Source organism: Caulobacter sp. SRI_014 (genome assembly GCF_057586315.1).
This window is the reverse complement of sequence record NZ_JBYCZQ010000004.1, coordinates 14,401-32,082: the sequence shown is the minus strand read 5'-3', so window position 1 is coordinate 32,082 and position 17,682 is coordinate 14,401. Positions and strand designations below refer to the sequence as shown.

General features: G+C 67.8%; 13 protein-coding genes. 6 read left to right on the top strand and 7 right to left on the bottom strand.

All coding sequences use genetic code 11. From position 1 onward, the window contains the following. Window positions 1-37: 37 nt before the first annotated feature. The gene (locus AC2YG9_RS10995) at window positions 38-898 is read right to left on the bottom strand and encodes an NAD(P)-dependent oxidoreductase (protein WP_487298019.1); all 861 of its coding nucleotides are present in this window, start codon (window positions 896-898) and stop codon (window positions 38-40) included. Window positions 899-980: 82 nt separating this feature from the next. Here AC2YG9_RS10995 and AC2YG9_RS10990 point away from each other — a divergent pair, with 82 nt between their 5' ends. Both AC2YG9_RS10990 and AC2YG9_RS10985 read left to right on the top strand, forming a co-directional pair. Then, on the top strand, window positions 981-1,874 hold the full coding sequence (locus AC2YG9_RS10990) for a flagellar motor protein MotB (protein ID WP_487298018.1): 894 nt from the start codon (window positions 981-983) through the stop codon (window positions 1,872-1,874). Between the two features lie 117 nt (window positions 1,875-1,991). Next, a complete protein-coding gene (locus AC2YG9_RS10985; RefSeq protein WP_487298017.1) occupies window positions 1,992-2,831 on the top strand; it encodes an arginyltransferase in 840 nt (279 codons plus the stop codon). Between the two features lie 12 nt (window positions 2,832-2,843). Here the strand turns inward: AC2YG9_RS10985 and AC2YG9_RS10980 are convergent, their stop codons facing one another. The 3 genes from AC2YG9_RS10980 to AC2YG9_RS10970 form a co-directional block, all read right to left on the bottom strand. After that, complete coding sequence (locus AC2YG9_RS10980; RefSeq protein WP_487298016.1) at window positions 2,844-3,842, bottom strand: M48 family metallopeptidase; 999 nt, start codon at window positions 3,840-3,842, stop codon at window positions 2,844-2,846. Between the two features lie 4 nt (window positions 3,843-3,846). Next, window positions 3,847-4,416: a LemA family protein gene (locus tag AC2YG9_RS10975; protein ID WP_487298015.1), complete on the bottom strand. Its 570-nt coding sequence runs from the start codon at window positions 4,414-4,416 to the stop codon at window positions 3,847-3,849. An 83-nt stretch (window positions 4,417-4,499) separates the two neighbouring features. Next, entirely contained in the window at window positions 4,500-5,804 is a 1,305-nt protein-coding gene (locus tag AC2YG9_RS10970; RefSeq protein WP_487298014.1) for a serine hydrolase domain-containing protein, read from the bottom strand. Window positions 5,805-5,967: 163 nt separating this feature from the next. Between AC2YG9_RS10970 and AC2YG9_RS10965 the strand changes: the two genes are divergently transcribed. The 3 genes from AC2YG9_RS10965 to AC2YG9_RS10955 are packed head-to-tail and all read left to right on the top strand — an operon-like array spanning window position 5,968 to window position 8,092. Beyond that, entirely contained in the window at window positions 5,968-7,182 is a 1,215-nt protein-coding gene (locus AC2YG9_RS10965) for an acyltransferase family protein (RefSeq protein WP_487298013.1), read from the top strand. Next, a complete protein-coding gene (locus tag AC2YG9_RS10960) occupies window positions 7,182-7,796 on the top strand; it encodes a hypothetical protein (protein ID WP_487298012.1) in 615 nt (204 codons plus the stop codon). Before AC2YG9_RS10965 ends, AC2YG9_RS10960 begins: the two co-directional genes overlap by 1 nt. Continuing rightward, window positions 7,796-8,092 carry a winged helix-turn-helix domain-containing protein gene (locus tag AC2YG9_RS10955; RefSeq protein ID WP_487298011.1) on the top strand — a complete coding sequence of 99 codons (297 nt, stop codon included), beginning with the start codon at window positions 7,796-7,798 and terminating at the stop codon, window positions 8,090-8,092. The genes AC2YG9_RS10960 and AC2YG9_RS10955 overlap by 1 nt, the downstream gene beginning before the upstream one ends. Here the strand turns inward: AC2YG9_RS10955 and parC are convergent. From parC to AC2YG9_RS10940, 3 genes are all read right to left on the bottom strand, one after another. Next, window positions 8,089-10,320 carry a DNA topoisomerase IV subunit A gene (gene parC / locus AC2YG9_RS10950; RefSeq protein ID WP_487298010.1) on the bottom strand — a complete coding sequence of 744 codons (2,232 nt, stop codon included), beginning with the start codon at window positions 10,318-10,320 and terminating at the stop codon, window positions 8,089-8,091. The two genes, AC2YG9_RS10955 and parC, sit on opposite strands and share 4 nt — an antisense overlap. A 100-nt stretch (window positions 10,321-10,420) precedes the next feature. After that, entirely contained in the window at window positions 10,421-11,758 is a 1,338-nt protein-coding gene (locus AC2YG9_RS10945) for a sensor histidine kinase (RefSeq protein WP_487298009.1), read from the bottom strand. Beyond that, the gene (locus AC2YG9_RS10940; RefSeq protein ID WP_487298008.1) at window positions 11,751-12,443 is read right to left on the bottom strand and encodes a response regulator; all 693 of its coding nucleotides are present in this window, start codon (window positions 12,441-12,443) and stop codon (window positions 11,751-11,753) included. Before AC2YG9_RS10940 ends, AC2YG9_RS10945 begins: the two co-directional genes overlap by 8 nt. Before the next feature lie 237 nt (window positions 12,444-12,680). On the opposite strand from AC2YG9_RS10940, the gene AC2YG9_RS10935 reads away from it, so the two are divergent. Continuing rightward, entirely contained in the window at window positions 12,681-17,669 is a 4,989-nt protein-coding gene (locus AC2YG9_RS10935) for a choice-of-anchor L domain-containing protein (protein WP_487298007.1), read from the top strand. The last annotated feature ends 13 nt before the right edge of the window (window positions 17,670-17,682 follow it).

The window sequence follows — 17,682 nt, the reverse complement described above, 5'->3', positions numbered from 1 at the left end:
AACTTTGTAGTACAGACACGAGGAAGACAAGTCGTCGTCACCCGGACTTGCTGAGCCTCGCCACCAAGCTCGAGGTATCCCACCGGTTCCCGCCCAACGACTGGACCTCGGCGTAGTACCCATCGACCAGCCGGGTCATGTCGAGCCGCGCCCCCTTCGCCGCCGCCTCGTCGAGCACCAGGCCCAGATCCTTGCGCATCCAGTCGACGGCGAAGCCGAAGTCGAACTTGCCCTGCACCATCGTCGCCCAGCGATTGTCCATCTGCCAGGACTGGGCGGCGCCCTTGCTGATGGCGTCGAAGACGTTCGTGGGATCGACGCCGGCCTGGGCACAGAAGTGGACGGCCTCAGCCAGGCCCTGGACGACGCCGGCGATGCAGATCTGGTTGGCCATCTTGGCCAGCTGGCCGTGGCCGGGACCGCCGATGCGCTTGATGGCCTTGGCGTAGGCGCCGATGACCGGCTCCGCTCGCGCCAGCGCCGCCTCATCGCCGCCGACCATGATGGTCAGCTGGCCGTTCTCTGCACCCGCCTGACCACCGCTGACCGGGGCGTCGAGGAAGGTGCGGCCGGTCGAGTCGGCCAGATCGGCCATCTCCCGGGCGATCTTCGCCGAGGTCGTGGTGTGGTCGACGATGATGCCGCCCATGGCCATCGATTGAAGGACCTCCTCGACGACCCCGCGCACGTCGTCGTCGTTGCCGACGCAGAGGGCGACCAGCTCAGCCCCGTGTGTGGCGTGGTGCAGCGTGTCGCCCGCCCGACCGCCGTAGGTATCGACCCAGCGCAGCGCCTTTTGCGGCGAGCGGTTGAAGACGCTGACCTCATGCCCTGCCCTGGCCAGGTGCCCGGCCATCGGAAATCCCATGACGCCGAGGCCGACAAACGCGACTTTCATTCCACCACTCCGATCAAAGGAAACACCATCTTAACGCGCCCGCGCGAGGTTGCCGCCATCAAGGTTAAGCGGGGCGTGTAGCATGGCGATCGGGGGCGACCGGCCGATCCTCATCAAGAAGGTGAAGAAAGTCGTCGGCGGGGGTCACCACGGCGGCGCCTGGAAGGTCGCGTATGCCGACTTCGTCACCGCCATGATGGCCTTCTTCCTGCTGATGTGGCTGATCAACACCACCAGCCCCGAGCAGAAGCGCGGCATTGCCGACTATTTCGCCCCGGCCTCGGTTTCGGAAACCACCAGCGGCTCAGGGGGCATCCTGGGCGGCACGGCGCTGGGCGAAGACGGTTCCAAGGCCAGCGGCTCGATGGACATCATCGAGGAACAGAACCCCGAATCGAAACCCAACGAGCGCCCCAACGAAAAGACCGGCGGCGAACTGTCCGAAACCAGCACCGACACCCTGCGCAAGGAACTTGAAAAGCGCGACGCCGAGAATTTCGCCTCCGCCGCCCAGAGCCTGCGCCAGGCGCTGCAGTCGATGCCGGAACTGGCCGAACTCAGCAAACAGATCCAGATCGACATCACCCCGGAAGGCCTGCGCATCCAGCTGGTCGACCAGGAAGGCCGCTCGATGTTCAAGGAGGGCATGGCCGCCCCCAACGATCGGGCCCGCATCCTGCTGCGCGCGGTGGCCAAGATCGTCAACCAGTTGCCCAACCGCGTGACCATCAGCGGCCACACCAGCGCCAATGCCGACGGCAGCCGCTCGAGCGGCGACTGGTCGCTGTCGGCGGCCCGCGCCGACCAGTCGCGGCTGATCCTTCAGGGGGCGGGGGTCGACCCCGACCGCATCTATCAGGTGTCGGGCAAGGCCAACTCCGATCCGCTGTATCCGGACGATCCGACACTGGCGGGTAACCGGCGCATCGCCATCGTTCTGTTGCGCGAAGCCCCCGTCCTGCCGCCGGATCAGTAAGATGCGACGCTTGAACCCCTTGCGCGGCACGGGTTCATGCCCCCTAATCCCTTTCCAACGGGCGGGTTCGCAATGCGAGCCTGAAGGGTTGGGCAGCCGAAGAGGCGGGCGAGTAGCGTGACGCATCATTTTCCAGCTTCGGGGAGAATGCGGTTCTTTCTGACCGCCGCATCGCCCTGCCCCTACTTGCCGGGGCGTGAAGAGCGGAAAGTCTTCGCCCATCTGCCGCAAGCCGACGGCGCCGCCATCAACGACAGCCTGACCCAGAGCGGCTTCCGCCGCAGCCAGAACATCGCCTACCGCCCGGCCTGCGAGCTGTGCAACAGCTGCACCTCGGCCCGCATCCCGGTGAAGGACTACATCTTCAGCCGCTCGGAGCGGAAGATCCTGCGCCGCAACGAAGACCTGCGCCGCCACGTGGTCGAAGCCGAGGCGACGACCGAACAGTTCGATCTGCTGCGGCGCTACCTGCTGACCCGCCATGCCGACGGCGGCATGGCCGAGATGACCTGGCCCGACTATGTGGCCATGGTCGAAGACACCACGGTCCGCACCCACATCGTCGAATACCGGACGCCGTCGAAGGACCGGGGGCCCGGCGACCTGCTGGCCTGCGTGCTGATCGATGTGATGGGGGACGGTCTGTCGCTGGTCTACAGCTTCTACGACCCGGACCTGACCAAGCGCAGCCTCGGCAGCTTCATCGTCCTCGACAACCTGATCCAGGGGGCGATGAACGAGCTGCCGCATGTCTACCTGGGCTACTGGGTGCCGGGCAGCGAGAAGATGACCTACAAGGTTCGCTTCTCCCCCCTGGAAATCCTGCGTCCCAACGGTTGGGGCCTGATTTCGGCCCGTGAGATCGCAAGGGCTGAGGCGATTCTGGAGGCCAACAAGGCCGCGCGCGGACCGGACATGCCGAAGTTGGGGCGGAAAGAGCCGCAGCTTCCCCAATAAATTCCGGTGGGGTTAGCTCCAGGGTCCCGACACTGCTTCGGGTTCGGTCACCGGCAGGTCCTGACCGCCGGCGTATTTCACCAGGGCCTCGATCCGCTTTTCGATCGGCGGATGGGTAGCGAAGATGTCCATCACATCGGCCTTGCCGTCGTCCAGGAACATGGCCCTGATCGAGTCCGGCCCGTCGATGTGGGCATGGCCGCTGATCTTGCGCAGGGCGCCGATCATGGCGTCAGGGTTCTTGGTCAGCTCCACCGCCCCGGCGTCGGCGACATATTCGCGGGTGCGCGACAGCATCATGCGGATGACGATGGCCAGTATGTAGCCGATCGCCGCCGCCCCGAAGGCGATCAGCAACAGCAGGCCGGCGCCCTTGTTCTTGTCGGAGCTGGCGCCGATCCGGCCAAACCGCATGCCCCGGAGCATCACCTCGGCCAGCAGGGTGATGATGCCGGCGAACACCGCGGCGATGACCATGGTCCGCACATCCTTGTTGAGGATGTGGGTCAGTTCATGGGCCAGCACGGCCTCGAGTTCGGGCTTGGTCAGGGTCAGCATCAGCCCCCGGGTGACGGTGACGCTGTACTGTTTCTGGTTCAGGCCCGTGGCGAAGGCGTTGAGCGCATCGCTCTCGATGATGCGCAGAGTCGGCGTCGGAAGACCGCGCGAAATACAAAGGTTTTCCAACAGGTTGTAGAGCGCAGGTTCATCTTGCCTGCTAACCGGCCTGGCGCCCGTTGCGAGATCGATGATGGTCTGGTTGGCGAAGTAGGCGATGGCGAACCAGACGACCGAAACCACCACCGCCAGCGGCAGGGAGACGACCAGCAGCTGCGTCGCGCGGGCCAGGTCGCCGGCCACCGATCCGGTCGAGGGCAGCACCCCTGCTCCCATCAGCCCGGCCGTCAGAGCCCAGATCAGACCGGTCAGCAGGACGGGAAAGCCGGCCAGCAGGACGACCGACCGCGTGTTGTTGGCCTGGATGTGGGTGTAGAGGCCGACGGGCCCCATGGGATCAGAACTTCACGGAGGGCGCGGCGGCGTCCATGGCGGCGCGGCTCTCGGTCCCGACGTCGTAGAGCGTGCGGTCCTGGCCGAAGCCGAACATCCCCGCGAACACCACGGCCGGGAAGCCGCGCCGGGCGGCGTTGAACTCGGCCACGGCGTTGTTGAAGAAGCGGCGGGCGGCGGCCAGCTTGTTCTCCAGGTCGGCCAGCTGGTCCTGCAGGTTCAGGAAGTTGGTGTTGGCCTTGAGGTCCGGATAGGCCTCGGCCACCGCGAACAGTTGGCGCAGGGCCCCGCTGAGCACGCCCTCGGCCTGGACCTTCTGGTCGACCGTGGTGGCGCCGGCGGCGGCGTTGCGGGCGGCGATCACGGCCTCGAGGGTGCCCTTCTCGTGGGCGGCGTAGCCCTTCACGGTCTCGACCAGGTTGGGGATCAGGTCCTGGCGCTGCTTCAGCTGCACATCGATGTCGGCGAAGGCCTGGTCGGCGCGGGCATTGAGCGCCACCAGCCGATTGTAGACCCCGACCACGATCAGACCGATCACGGCGACGACGACGACAAGAATGATCAGGCCGGTCACGGACTTATCCTCGCAAGGTTGACGCCTGACGCTAGCTCATTGACCGCCGTTCGCAAGCCCGCGCGCGCTCCCCGTTGGGGGGGCTACTTCGATGGATCGACCAGGGCGGCGTAGATCAGTTGCTGGGTCACCTCATCGAGACGCAGGACCTGCCCGCCGCCCAGCACCTGGATCATGCCCAGCACGACCACGTCGTTCTCGGGATCAACCCAGAACCAGGTGCCGGCCGCGCCGCCCCAGCTGTAGGTCCCCTTCCCCGCCAGCGTGCCCGCGGCCGCCGGGTCCATGACCACCCCGAAATCGAGGCCGAAGCCGACGCCGGGTCCGAGCGGCTGCTTGGCCAGCTGGGCCTCGGTCAAGTGGTTGGCGGCCATCAGCTTGATGGTCGAGGGGCTGAGAATGCGCACCCCGTCCAGCTCGCCGCCGTTACCCAGCATCTGGGCGAAACGCGCGTAGTCACCCAGGGTCGAGACCAGCCCACCGCCGCCGTTGGCCGCCGTCGGTGGCCTGGAGACGTCCAGCACCATGAAGCCCTCGGCCGGCACGACGGCGCCCTTCTCGCGATCGTACATGTAGAGGCTGGCCTGCCGCGCTCGCTTGGCCTCGGGCACGTAGAAGGCGGTGTCTTTCATGCCCAGCGGCTTGAAGATGCGGCTTTCCATGAAGTCGGGCAGCGACTGGCCCGACAGCTTCTCGACGATGTAGCCTTGGATATCGACCGAGATGGAATAGCGCCACGCCTCGCCCGGCTGCGTGGCCAGCGGCAGCTTGCTGGCCTCGACCATCACCTCATGCAGGTCCTTCGACCCCAGCAGGCCGCTGTCCCGATAGGCCTTGTCGACGGGATTGTCGGTCGTCAGCCCATAGGCGAACCCGCCGGTGTGGCTCATGATCTCCCGCATGGTCGGCGGACGCTTGATCGGCTCCAGGATCGGTTGACCCTTGGCGTCGACGCCCTTGTAGACCTGCAGGTTCTTGAATTCCGGCACGTACTTGGTAACCGGCTCGTCCAGCCTCCAGCGGCCCTCTTCGTACAGGATCATCATTGCCACGCCGGTGACCGGCTTGGTCTGGCTGTACATCCGGTAGATCGTGTCTTCCTTCAGCGGCGCGCCGGTCGCCAGGTCCGCCTTGCCGTAGATCGACTGGTGCACGATTTTGCCGTGACGGGCGACATAGATGACCACGCCGGGCGCATAGCCCTTGTCGACCAGCAGCTTCATCCGCTCATCGAGCTTGGCAAGCCGTTCCGAGGAAAAGCCGAGCGACTCGGGCTTGGCGGGCTGGAGCGTGGACGCCTTCGCCTGGGCCAGAACCGGCGTCGCCGCTTGCGCCGACAGCAGCGCGCCAACCGCCAGCGCCGCCAGCATCGATTTCCTGAAGCTCATCCCGAATCCCCATCCCCATTGGCCTTTGCGGCCTTGAGCAGAAGAGTAACCACCGATCAGGAAGCGACAAGTGGTCACGGCATCGGCAGACAGGTTTACATTTCAAACTTGTCTGCTAGAAGGGCGGCCTACGACGCCGGAGGGGCGTCCATGGAGTTTCGCGATGACCCTGGCGCCGACCGAACGCCTGCACGCCCTGGACGCCGTCCGGGGATTTGCCCTGCTGCTGGGCGTGGCCTTCCACGCCACCATGTCCTTCCTGCCCGGCCCGCAAGCCTGGATCGTCATGGACGACCAGCGCAGCGAGGTGATGGCCGCGACCTTCTTCACCCTGCACATCTTCCGGATGACGGTCTTCTTCCTGATCGCCGGTTATTTTGGCCGCCTGCTGCTGGAACGGCGCGGCGTCGGGGGCTTCATCGTCGACCGGCTCAAGCGCATCGCCGCCCCGCTGGCCATCTTCTGGCCGATGGTGCTGATGGCCATCATCGCGGTGCTGGTCTGGAACACTGTCCAGACCCTGGGCGGCATCCCCAAGAACGCGCCGCCGCCGCCGGCCATCACGCCGACGGCCTTCCCCCTGACGCACCTGTGGTTCCTGTGGGTGCTCCTGCTCTTCTATCCGGCCATGCTGATCCTGCGCGGAATCGGCAAACTGGTGGACCGAGGCGACCACGTCGCCCGCCTCGTCGATAGCCTGACCGCGTTCCTGACCCGCAGCCTGGTCGGCCCGGTGATCCTGGCCGCTCCTGTTGCCCTGGCCCTGTGGCTCAAGCCGAACCTGATGGCCTGGGTCGGTATTCCGACGCCGGATCAGTCGCTGATCCCCGGAGCCATCGCCGCCACCGCCTACGGCATCGCCTATACCTTCGGCTGGCTGCTGCAACGACAGGAGGGCCTGATCCAGGCCTTCACCCGCCGCTGGGCGCTGAACCTGCTCGTCGCCATCGCGGCGACCACCGCCGGCTACCTGATGGTGCGGGGCACGCCGATCTTCGCGCCGATCGGGGACGAGAGCATGCGCGCCGGCTTCTGCGCCCTCTACGCCCTGGCCATCTGGACCTGGACCTTCGGCCTGATCGGCGCGGCGCTGACCTTCCTGTCGGGCCACAGCCCGGTGCGACGTTACATCGCCGACGCCAGCTACTGGGTCTACATCGTCCACATCCCGCTGGTCATGGCGCTGCATGTGCTGCTGCGCGACGCGCCGCTGACCTGGCCGGTCAAGTACGGCCTGGTCCTGGTCGGGACCCTAGTCCCGGCGTTGATTACCTACGAGCTGCTGGTCCGCCACACCCACCTGGGCTGGCTGCTGAATGGACGCCGCATCCCCTGGCGTGCGAAGCCTCAATCCCAACTTCAGGAAGGAATCGCCTGATGACCGACGCAGACTCCGCCCGCGAGGACCTCGCCTACATCAAGACCCTCGTCGGTCACGACAGCGGCGGCGATGTCTGGCGCTTCGCCGGCCGGCTGTTCGCCGTCGGGGGCGGCGTCTACGGCCTGCAAATGCTGTTCCATGGGGCCCAGATCCTGGGCTTCAACCCGCCCGGGCCGGTAACCCTGATGTTCATGTTCGGTCCGACGCTCGCGTTCCTGGTCTACATGACCTGGGCCATCATCAAGGGCGGCAAGCAGGCCAAGCCCCTGGGCACCACCGGGCGGGCGGTCAACGCCATCTTCAGCGCCACCGGCCTGTGCAATCTGGTGTTTCTGGTCATCTTCCTGCCCCCGTCCATCCAGTCGGGCGACTTCCGGATCTGGCTCTTCTACCCGGCCGTGGTCTTCGCCGTGTTGGGCGGGGCCTGGTACGCGGCCTGGCAGTTGCGCCGTCGGCTGTGGATGCTCGGCACGGCGATTGGCTGGATGGTCAGCGCGGCGGCCATGGGCCTGACCCGGGGCCATTGGGCCTATGTCGTGATCTGCGGCATGTGCCTGTTCCTGTTCATGATGCTGCCCGGCATCGCGATGGCGCGCGGCAAGGCGGACTGATGGCGAAGTTCGACATCGGCGGCATCGACGAGGTCATCCACGGGCGCCTGCGCCTGGGGATCATGGCCTATCTCGCCGACGCCGAGGTCGCCGACTTCACCGAGCTGAAGACGGTGCTGGAGGCGACGCAAGGCAACCTGTCGATCCACCTGCGCAAGCTGCAGGACGCCGGCTACGTGGCCATCGAGAAGAGCTTCGTGGGCCTCAAGCCCCTGACGCAGGCCCGGATCACGCCAGAGGGCCGGGCGGCGTTCGGGCGCTATCTCGAAGCGATGAGCAAGCTGGTCGGCGGCTAGCGCGGCCGGAACTTCTTGCTGGTCGGGAAGCCCTTGGGCGCCAGTTTACCCGCCCCGGCTCGCCGCCCGACCCAATCTTTCCAGTCGGGCCAGTCGCGATTACGGCCGCCGGCGTCGATCCAGAAGCCGCCCGTCTCGGCGTTGAACACCGTGGCGTCGCGCAGGCCGCCCTCGCGGTAGGACTGCAGTTTGACGCCCTTGCCGCGCGGCATTTCCGGAAGTTCTTCAAGCGGATAGATCAGGATTTTGCCGTTGTCGCCGATGACGCCCATCTGGTCGCCGGTCACTTCCAGCGAGACTACGGCGGTCCCGTTCAGCACCTGCTTGCCGGCCCGGCGGAAGGCCAGGGCCTCGTCCTCGGGCATGATGAACCCGTAGCCCTCCTTCGAGGCCAGGATACGTTTGCGGCCGGCCTTGTGCGGGAAGACGTCGATGATCTTCACCTTGTCGTCGAGGTCGACCATCAGCCGCAGCGGCTCGCCATGGCCGCGCGCGCTCGGCAGCTTGGAGCAGTCCAGCGTGAAGAAGCGGCCGTCGGAGGCGAAGATCAGCAGCTTGTCGGTGGTCTCGGCCGGGACCAGGAAGCCGAGCTTGTCGCCCTCCTTGAACTTCAGCTCCGAGGGGTCCTCGACCCGGCCCTTGGCGGCGCGGATCCAGCCCTTGTCCGACAGGATGACGGTGATCGGCTCGCGCGGGATGAAGGCCTCGGAGGCGGCTTCGACGTCGATGGTAGGGGCGTCGGCGAAATCGCTGCGGCGGCGGCCGACCTCGGTGCCGACCCCGACAACGTCGCGCATGGCGGCCAGACCGGCGCCGACCAGCTTCCACTGCTGGGCCTCGCTGGCCAGCATGCTGACGATGCCGTCGCGCTCTTCGGCCAGCTCGGCGTGCTCGCGGCGGATTTCCATCTCCTCCAGCCGGGCCAGTTGGCGCAGGCGGGTGTTGAGGATGGCGTCAGCCTGGATTTCGGAGAGGTCGAAGGCGGCGATCAGCTTTTGCTTCGGCTCGTCCTCATAGCGGACGATGCGGATCACCTCATCGAGGTTGAGGTAGGCGATCAGCAGGCCGTCCAGGACGTGCAGCCGGGCCTCGATCTTCTCCAGCCGGAAGCGGGCCCGGCGGATCAGCACTTCGCGGCGGTGATCGAGGAAGGCCTTCAGGATGGCCTTCAGTCCCATGACCTTCGGCGTGCCGCGATCCAGCACGTTCATGTTGACCGGGAAGCGAACCTCCAGGTCGGAGAGCTTGAACAGGCTCTCCATCAGCACTTCCGGCTCGACGTTGCGGGTCTTGGGTTCGAGCACGAGGCGCACGTCCTCGGCGCTCTCGTCACGCACGTCGCCGAGCAGCGGAGCCTTCTTGTTCTCGATCAGCTCGGCCAGGCCTTCGACCAGCTCGGCCTTCTTGACCTGGTAGGGCACCTCGGTGACGACGATCAGGTAGGTTCCCCGACCGGTGTCTTCCTTGTGCCAGCGAGCCCGCAGGCGGACTCCGCCGCGGCCAGTCTCGAAGGTTTCCAGCAGCGAATGCTGGGGTTCGACGATGATGCCGCCGGTCGGGAAGTCGGGACCTTTGACCCGCTCCATCAGGTCGGCGGTCGTCGCCTCGGGGCGTTGCAGCAGCAGCAGGCAGGCGTCGATCAGTTCGCCGGCGTTGTGCGGCGGAATGCTGGTGGCCATGCCGACGGCGATGCCGCTGGAACCGTTGGCCAGGAGGTTCGGAAAACCGGCGGGCAGGACGACCGGCTCTTCGTCCTGGCCGTCGTAGGTCGGCTTGAAATCGACCGCGTTCTCGTCGAGGCCATCAAGCAGCACCGAGGCCGCCTGCGTCATCCGGCATTCGGTGTAGCGCATGGCGGCGGCGTTATCACCGTCGATGTTGCCGAAGTTGCCTTGGCCGTCGACCAGCGGGTAGCGCTGGCTGAAATCCTGAGCGAGGCGGACGAGGGCGTCGTAGATCGCCTGGTCGCCGTGCGGGTGGAAGTTACCCATCACTTCCCCGACCACCTTGGCGCACTTGCGGGCGGCGGCGCCGGGGTTCAGGCGCATCTCGTGCAGGGCATAGAGGATGCGGCGGTGGACGGGCTTCAACCCGTCGCGCACGTCGGGCAGCGCCCGGCCGGTGATGGTCGACAGGGCATAGGCCAGGTAGCGCCGCGAGAGGGCCTCGGTCAGCGGTTCGTCGAGGATGCGGTCGCCGTCACCCGGCGGGGGAGTGTGGAGGGTCATATCGGTCCAGAATCAACTGTCCGCATTCTAGAGGGCCCGGTTCAAATTTGCGCAGACTTTGCGGGCGTCATGGCGACGCAACCGCCCGGGCGACGGCGCGCTACCCGTCCCGATCGGCCGCCTGTCCCTCGAAGTCGAGGATGAAGAGGGCGCCGCCGCCATCCGCGTCCTCGACCAGCACCCGTCCCCCGTGCGACTCCATGATCGCGCGCGCGATCCCAAGCCCGAGGCCAGACCCGTCCGGGCGGCCGCGATCGGCCCGCCAGAAGCGGTCGAACACCCGGGCGCGATGCTCGGCCGGCACGCCCGGTCCGTGGTCTCGCACCGAAATGCGGGCGCCAGGCCCGACCCGGACGTCGACGGCGGCGCCGGCCGGCGTGTGGCGGATCGCGTTCTCGATCAGGTTTCGCAGGGCCCGCTGAATGGCCTCGGCGTGCCCGGTCACGGGGCCCGCCTCGCCCTCCGAAAGTTGCAGCTCCCGGTCCGACGCCCAGGCCAGCGGCGCCAGCTGGGCCACGACCTCGCCGGCAAGGTCGTTCAGGTCGAGCGGCCCGGCGCCGTCGGGCAGCGGGGCCTCGGCCTGGGCCATTTCCAGCATCTGCTCGATGGTTCGCGTCAGGCCGCTGAGCTGCGCGTCGAGCTTCGCGGTGTCCTTGCCGGCGGGCAGCTTGCTGACCGACAGCCGCAGCACGGCGAGCGGCGTTCGCAGTTCGTGGGCCATGTTGGCGTTGAAATCCCGCACCAGCCGGGTCGACTTTTCGATCCGGGCCAAGGCCCCGTTGATCGCCAGGACCAGGACCCGAAGCTCGAAGGGAGAGGTCGGGATTCGCAGTCGGTCGGACAAGGCCTGGGGATTCAGCGCCTCGACATCGCGCACGGCCTGTCTGAGCGGCGCGGTCAGCCGGCGGACCTGCCAGAGACTGAAGCCCAGCAGCAGCAGAGACAGCGGTACGAGCGGCACGAAGACGTGCTCCCCTAGCTCCAGCAGGATCGGGCCGACGTAGGCGTCACGGGCCGGCGTGACCAGCGCCACCCCGACCCAGAGGGTCTCTCCCTGTCGCCGGATCGGTGTAACGCCCGCCACCCGGAGTTCGTCGCCAAGGGTGCGATTTCGTGTCCATTCCTCCGTCCCGAAAGCCGCCACCGGGGACAGGGCTGGTCCGCCGGAGGCCAGAAGCGTTCCGGCGGCGTCCCTCGCCACCCACTGGCGCTGTGTGCCCGGCTTCGTGGCCGCCAGGCTGTGCTCGGAGCCCAGGGACCTTGCCACGGCTCGCGCATGACTCTGGACCAGGCTCCGCGCCAGCTGTCCTGGATCGTTGGCGTAGAGGGCGACCACCAGCCCCGCGTTGAAGACGCCAAAGATCACCACCAGCAGGATCAGAACGATGCTGAGCTGCTGGAAAAGGCTGGAGCCGAAGGGAGCTTTGCGATCAGGCATCCAGGGTCACGCCGGGGCCGACGGTCAGGGCGTAGCCGACGCCATGAACCGTCCGTAGCTGGGTCGTGCTTCCGGCCGCCGCCAGGTGACGGCGCAGCCGGGAGACCACGGCGTCCAGGGCGTTGGGAGAGACCGCTTCGTCCATCGAATAGAGGGCGGTCTCAAGTCGCGACCGGCGCAGAACAGTCCCCTGGAGGCGCGCCAGCAGTTCCAGCAGCGCGAACTCCCGGGGCGGCAGGTCCAGAGCACGGCCGGCGACCTCGACTGTACGGCCAGCGGTGTCCACAGCCAGATCACCGACAGTCAGCCTCACCCCCAGCGGCGCACCCGGCCGACGAAGCAGAGCCCGGCAGCGGGCGGCCAGTTCGCTGATCTCGAAGGGCTTGGTCAGGTAGTCATCGGCCCCGGCGTCGAGCCCGGCCACCTTGTCGTTGAGGCCGCTGCGCGCGGTCAGCAACAGCACCGGCGCCGTCAGGCCCTCGCGGCGGGCCTCGGCCAGGAAAACGGTTCCATCGCCGTCCGGAAGCCCAAGATCGAGAATCACCAAGGCGTAGGTCCGGGCGCGCAAGGCGTCCCTGGCCTCCGCCAGGATCGGGCAATGGTCGGCGAGCAGACCGGCCCGGGACAGGCCGTCGACGACCATGCCCGCCAGCTCATGATTATCCTCGACCAGCAGCAGGCGCAAAAGGCTCTCTCCCTGATCGGTCAGCCTAAGCCTCCCGGCCGGTACCTTCCATCGCCGTCTGAAGCGCCTCCTCAAAGTGAGGTGTGACATTTTGGTCGCTGTCAGGACTTCGTCAGATCGCGCCGCCAGAACGGACGTGTCGCTCCGGCAGTCTCGGCGGGAACCAGCCCTCTCCCCCATTCAAGGCGGGACCTGTCAGGCCGGAGCGGCGCAACCCTTGGCCACGAGGCTTTCGCCATGACCACGATCGTCGATCCGCCCTCCCCCCTCCCCGCGCCGAGCGGCCCGGCGGTTCAACCGCCTCCGGTCGCCGCGCCGCCGGCGCCGGCGCCCTTCGTCGTCGCCCCGGCCGATGCGGGCATGAGCCTGGTGAACGCCTTCTTCGCCACCTCGCCCGGGCTGGTGGTCGACCCGGCGTCGGTGGTCGTGATCCGCGGCGGAACCTCGGTGGCTTTTTACGATGGCTCGCTGGCCCTGGGCATCGGCCCCGGCATCCTGCTGACCTCGGGCACGCTTCCAGGCACGAGCAACACGGTCGGCTGGTTCGGGGTCAGCAACGGCATGAACGGTGATCCGGATCTCGACGCGGTGGTCAACAAGGCCTTCCAGACGACGTCCTACGACGCCACCAGCATCAGCTTCGACTTCACCGTCACCGACCCCTCCATCACCGGCATCAGCTTCAACGTGGTGTTCGGGACCGATGAGTACCCCGAGTGGGTCGACGCCTTCGTCGACATCGCCGTGGTCATGGTCAACGGCGTCAACGTCGCCTACTTCGGCAACGATCCCAACGCCCCGCTCAGCGTCATCAGCCAGAACCTCGCGGCCGGCTACTTCATCGACAATTCCGGCAGCGGCCTGCCCATCGAGTACGACGGCGTCAGCAAGGTGCTGACGGTCTTCTCGCCCGTCCACCAGGGCCTCAACACGATCAAGATCGCCGTCGCCGACACCGGCGACCACATCTATGACAGCGGCCTGTTCATCTCCAACTTCCAGTCCACCAACCTCCCGGTCACCGGGGTGGTGGTCAACGAGCCCTGCACCGAAGGCGCCGACGACATCGTCGGCACTGGCGGCGGCGAGATCATTGACGGGCTGGGCGGCGACGACTCCCTGGACGGCGCGGCCGGCGACGACATCCTCAGCGGCGGCGGCGGCAATGACCAGCTGCTCGGCGGGCTGGGGGCGGACTTCATCGATGGCGGCAGCGGCGTCGACGTGATCGACGGCGGGGCCGGCGACGACTCCCTGCAGTTCTCAGGCGAAGACTCGATCGACGGCGGAACCGGAACGGACAAGCTGCTGATCGACCTGTCGGCCTCGGCGGGTGGCGTGGTGCTCGACCTGTCCAACCCGGCCGCGATCAGCACCCTGGCGGACGGTTCCAGCTTCACCAACATCGAGGAGCTGTCGTTCGTCGGCGGATCGGGCGACGACCAGGTGACCGGCGGCGCCTTCGCCGACCAGATCGCCGGCGGGGCCGGCGCCGACCTGCTGAGTGGCGGCGACGGCGTCGACGTGGCTGTGTTCAGCGGCGCCTCCAGCGACTACCTGGTCAACGCCGTGAGCGGCGGCGTCAGCGTCCAGGACCTGCGGCCTGGCGCGCCTTCGGGCATCGACACCCTGTTCGGCATCGAGACGCTCCGTTTCTCCGACGGTGATTTCTCGCCGTCCGCCCTGGTCCAGCATGGCGAGGCGATCATCGGGACCTTCGACGACGATGTCGTGTCGGACCTGGTCACCGTTCCGGGCCAGGGCTTCGCGACAGACTACGCCGACACGATCAGCACCGGCGCCGGCGACGACATCGTCTCGGGCCTGGGCGGCAACGACCTGATCGACCTGGGCGCCGACAGGGACATGGCCTACGGCGGCTTGGGCGACGATCGGATCACCGGCGGCGGCGAGGACGACGAGATCTGGGGCGACGCCGGGACTGACACCGCCGTCTACTCCGGCCTGCAGGCGGACTACCTGGTGCAGGAACTGGGCGATGGCTTCACCATCACCGATCTGCGGCCCGGCTCGCCGGACGGCATCGACAGCCTGGTCGGCATCGAATACCTCGCCTTCGCCGACGTCACGGTCAAACTGATCGTCGGCCAGGCCCCGGAAATCGTCGGCGGCGACCTGAGCGCCAGCTTCAGCGAGCCGGCCGCGCCGTCGGGCGTCGCCGCCCTCAGCGGCTCGGTCCAGTTCTACGAAGCCAACCACGACGACACCCACACCGTGACCCTGGCCGGCATGACCGGGGACCAGACGGGCGTCACCTTCCAGACCAGCCTCGCCGCCGACTCCGACGGCGAGAACCCGGGCTCGGCGGCCTGGTCCCTGGACGTCGACACCGCCCAGATCGAAGCCCTGGCCGAGGGTCAGACCCGCAGCCTCAGCTACACGATCCGGATCACCGACAGCGCCGGCAACGCAACCGACCAGGTCGTCACCATCGATCTGGTCGGGACCAACGACGCGCCGGTGGTTTCCGGCCCCGTGACGGTGGCGATCAGCGGCAATGAAGGGCCGGTGACGGTCTCGGCCATGGCCAACGTCAGCGACGTCGATGGCGGCGCCAAACCGCACATGGCCGGCCCGCCCGCCGTCCTGCCCGCCGGGGTCAGCTTCGATCCCATCGGCCAGACCTTCACCTTCGATCCGCACGATCCGGCGCTGCTGGCCCAGACCGGCGGGGCGAACGCCACCATCCATGTCGACTACCTGGTGACCGACGGCCTGGCCGAGGTCCCGGCCCGCGTCACCTTCCAGTTCACCGGCGGCAACACCCCGCCCCTTCCGGCCGGCCAGGTCGATGGCGGCGTGCTGAGCGAAGACGGCGCCATCGCCAGCCTCGACCTGCTCGCCGCGGCGACTGACCCCGGCGACACCCTGTCGGTCGTCGGCGGGCTGTCGGTGGTCGTGACCAACGGGGTCTGGGATGCGCCGCTGGCGGTCAACGTCCAGGGCGGCGTGGCCACGGTCGATCCAGGCCAGTTCGATGGCCTGGCCCTCGGCGAAACCGTCGGCTTCCAGCTGGACTACGCCGTCGCCGACAGCGCCGGCAGCCAGGTCGCCGGCCAGGCGGTCTTCACCGTCCAGGGCGCCAACGACGCCCCCGACGCGCTGTCGATCTCCGCGACCCACGTCAACGAAGGCGCCGCGCCGGGCCTGCTTGTCGCTAACCTGCTGGGCTCGGACGTGGATCGCGGCGACGTCCTGACCTTCTCGATCGTCGCCGATCCTTCCGGCCTGTTCGCCGTTGACGGCGCCAAGCTGATCGTCGCGCCTGGAGCGGTGATCAGCGCGGCGGCTGCCAGCCACACCCTGGACCTGCGCGTCACCGACGCCGCCGGCGCCAGCTTCGTGCAGTCGATGACCGTCTTCGTCGACAGCCTGAGCGGGGTGACGATCCTGGGCGGGAAGCTGGCCGACCTCATCGATGCGACCCATGCGCCGGTCGGCCAGCCCACCGTCACCAACGCCGCCGACACCCTCTCCGGCGGCCTGGGCAATGACGTGATCCATGGGCTCGGCGGCGCCGACACGCTGCGCGGCGACGCCGGCAATGACAGCCTGGTCGGCGACGTGGGGAGCGATACCCTGGACGGCGGCGCGGGCATCGACGTGATCGACGGCGGCCTGGGCGACGATGTGATCGTCGTTCGAGGCGTCGAGGCCATCAAGGACAGCTTCCAGGGCGGCCAGGGCGAAGAGGCGCTCGGTGACGCGGTCCAGGCCGTCGGCCTGACCTCGGTCAGCCTCACCGGCTTCGACGCCGGGGCCCAGGGCATCGAGCGCTGGATCGGCAACGGTCTTGGCATCGTAGGCGGCGCGACCGCTGAACTGTTCGACCTGTCGGCGCTGACCGCCATCTCCGGCCTGGCTTTCGTGGAGGCCGGAGCCGGCAATGACAGCCTGGTCGGCTCAAGCTTCGCCGACGACCTGCGCGGCGGTTCGGGCAACGATAGCCTGGACGGCGGCGCCGGCGACGACATCCTGACCGGCGGGAGCGGCAACGACCTTTACCGCGTCGACAGCGCCGACGATCAGGTCGTCGAGCTGGTGTCGGGTGGAACGGACACCGTCCTGACGACGGCGGACTTCAGCCTGGCGGGCCGGTTTGTCGAGAACCTGACCATCCTTGGAGCCGTCGGGAGGACCGGCGTCGGCAACGCCTTCAACAACATCCTGAACGGCGGCGATGGCACAGACAGCCTGTTCGGCGACGCCGGCAAGGACGTTCTTGACGGCGGCCTCGGGGCCGACCTTCTGGACGGCGGCCCCGGCGATGACACCTACTGGGTGGACGACGCCGGCGACGTGATCGTCGAACTGGCCGGCGGCGGAACGGACAAGGTGTACGCCACCGGCGCCAGCTACCTGCTGAGCGGCAACCTCGAAACCCTGGTCTACGCCGGAGCCGGCGCCTTCGCCGGGACCGGCAACACGGGCGCCAACAGCATCACCGGGGGCGATCTGGGCGACAGCCTCGATGGCGCCGGGGGCGACGACAAGCTGTTCGGCGGCCTTGGCCAGGACACCCTGACCGGCGGCGAGGGCAAGGACATCCTCGACGGCGGCGGCGACGCCGACCTGCTGATCGGCGGCGCCGGCAACGACACCTATCTGGTGGACGACGCCCTCGACGTCATCGTCGAGACGACCGGCGGGGGCCTGGACATCGTCCGGGCCACGGCCTCGGCCTACACCCTGTCCGAAGAGATCGAGACCCTGGTCTTTGCCGGGACCGGCGACTTCAACGGCGTCGGCAACGCGCTCGGCAACAGCATCACCGGCGGCGCGGGTCAGGACACCCTCTCGGGGCTCGGTGGCGCGGACAGGCTGGTTGGCGGCGCCGGCGACGACGTCCTGATCGGCGGGGCCGGCGCCGACACCCTCACCGGCGGGCTGGGCGAGGATGTCTTCGCCTATGGCGTCCTGGGCGACAGCCTGATGTCCGGCCAGGATCGCATCGCCGACTTCAACCAGACCCAGGGCGACCTGATCGATCTGTCGGCGCTGGACGCCAACAGTCTGCTGGACGGCGACCAGGCCTTCGACTTCATCGGCTCGGCGGCCTTCAGCCATACCGCCGGCGAAATGCGGTTCGTGACGGCTGGCGCGATGACCACGCTGAGCGTCGATGTGAACGGCGATGGCGTCAGCGACTTCGCGGTGCGGCTTACCGGCGCGATCAACCTGACCGCCGGCGACTTCCTGCTCTGACGGACGGGCGACG

Coding starts and splice junctions, on each gene's coding strand:
- AC2YG9_RS10970 (WP_487298014.1), bottom strand. CDS start 5,804: ATGAGCTTCAGGAAATCGATGCTGGCGGCGCTGGCGGTTGGCGCGCTG.
- parC (WP_487298010.1), bottom strand. CDS start 10,320: ATGACCCTCCACACTCCCCCGCCGGGTGACGGCGACCGCATCCTCGAC.
- AC2YG9_RS10945 (WP_487298009.1), bottom strand. CDS start 11,758: ATGCCTGATCGCAAAGCTCCCTTCGGCTCCAGCCTTTTCCAGCAGCTC.
- AC2YG9_RS10980 (WP_487298016.1), bottom strand. CDS start 3,842: ATGGGGCCCGTCGGCCTCTACACCCACATCCAGGCCAACAACACGCGG.
- AC2YG9_RS10995 (WP_487298019.1), bottom strand. CDS start 898: ATGAAAGTCGCGTTTGTCGGCCTCGGCGTCATGGGATTTCCGATGGCC.
- AC2YG9_RS10935 (WP_487298007.1), top strand. CDS start 12,681: ATGACCACGATCGTCGATCCGCCCTCCCCCCTCCCCGCGCCGAGCGGC.
- AC2YG9_RS10965 (WP_487298013.1), top strand. CDS start 5,968: ATGACCCTGGCGCCGACCGAACGCCTGCACGCCCTGGACGCCGTCCGG.
- AC2YG9_RS10990 (WP_487298018.1), top strand. CDS start 981: ATGGCGATCGGGGGCGACCGGCCGATCCTCATCAAGAAGGTGAAGAAA.
- AC2YG9_RS10955 (WP_487298011.1), top strand. CDS start 7,796: ATGGCGAAGTTCGACATCGGCGGCATCGACGAGGTCATCCACGGGCGC.
- AC2YG9_RS10960 (WP_487298012.1), top strand. CDS start 7,182: ATGACCGACGCAGACTCCGCCCGCGAGGACCTCGCCTACATCAAGACC.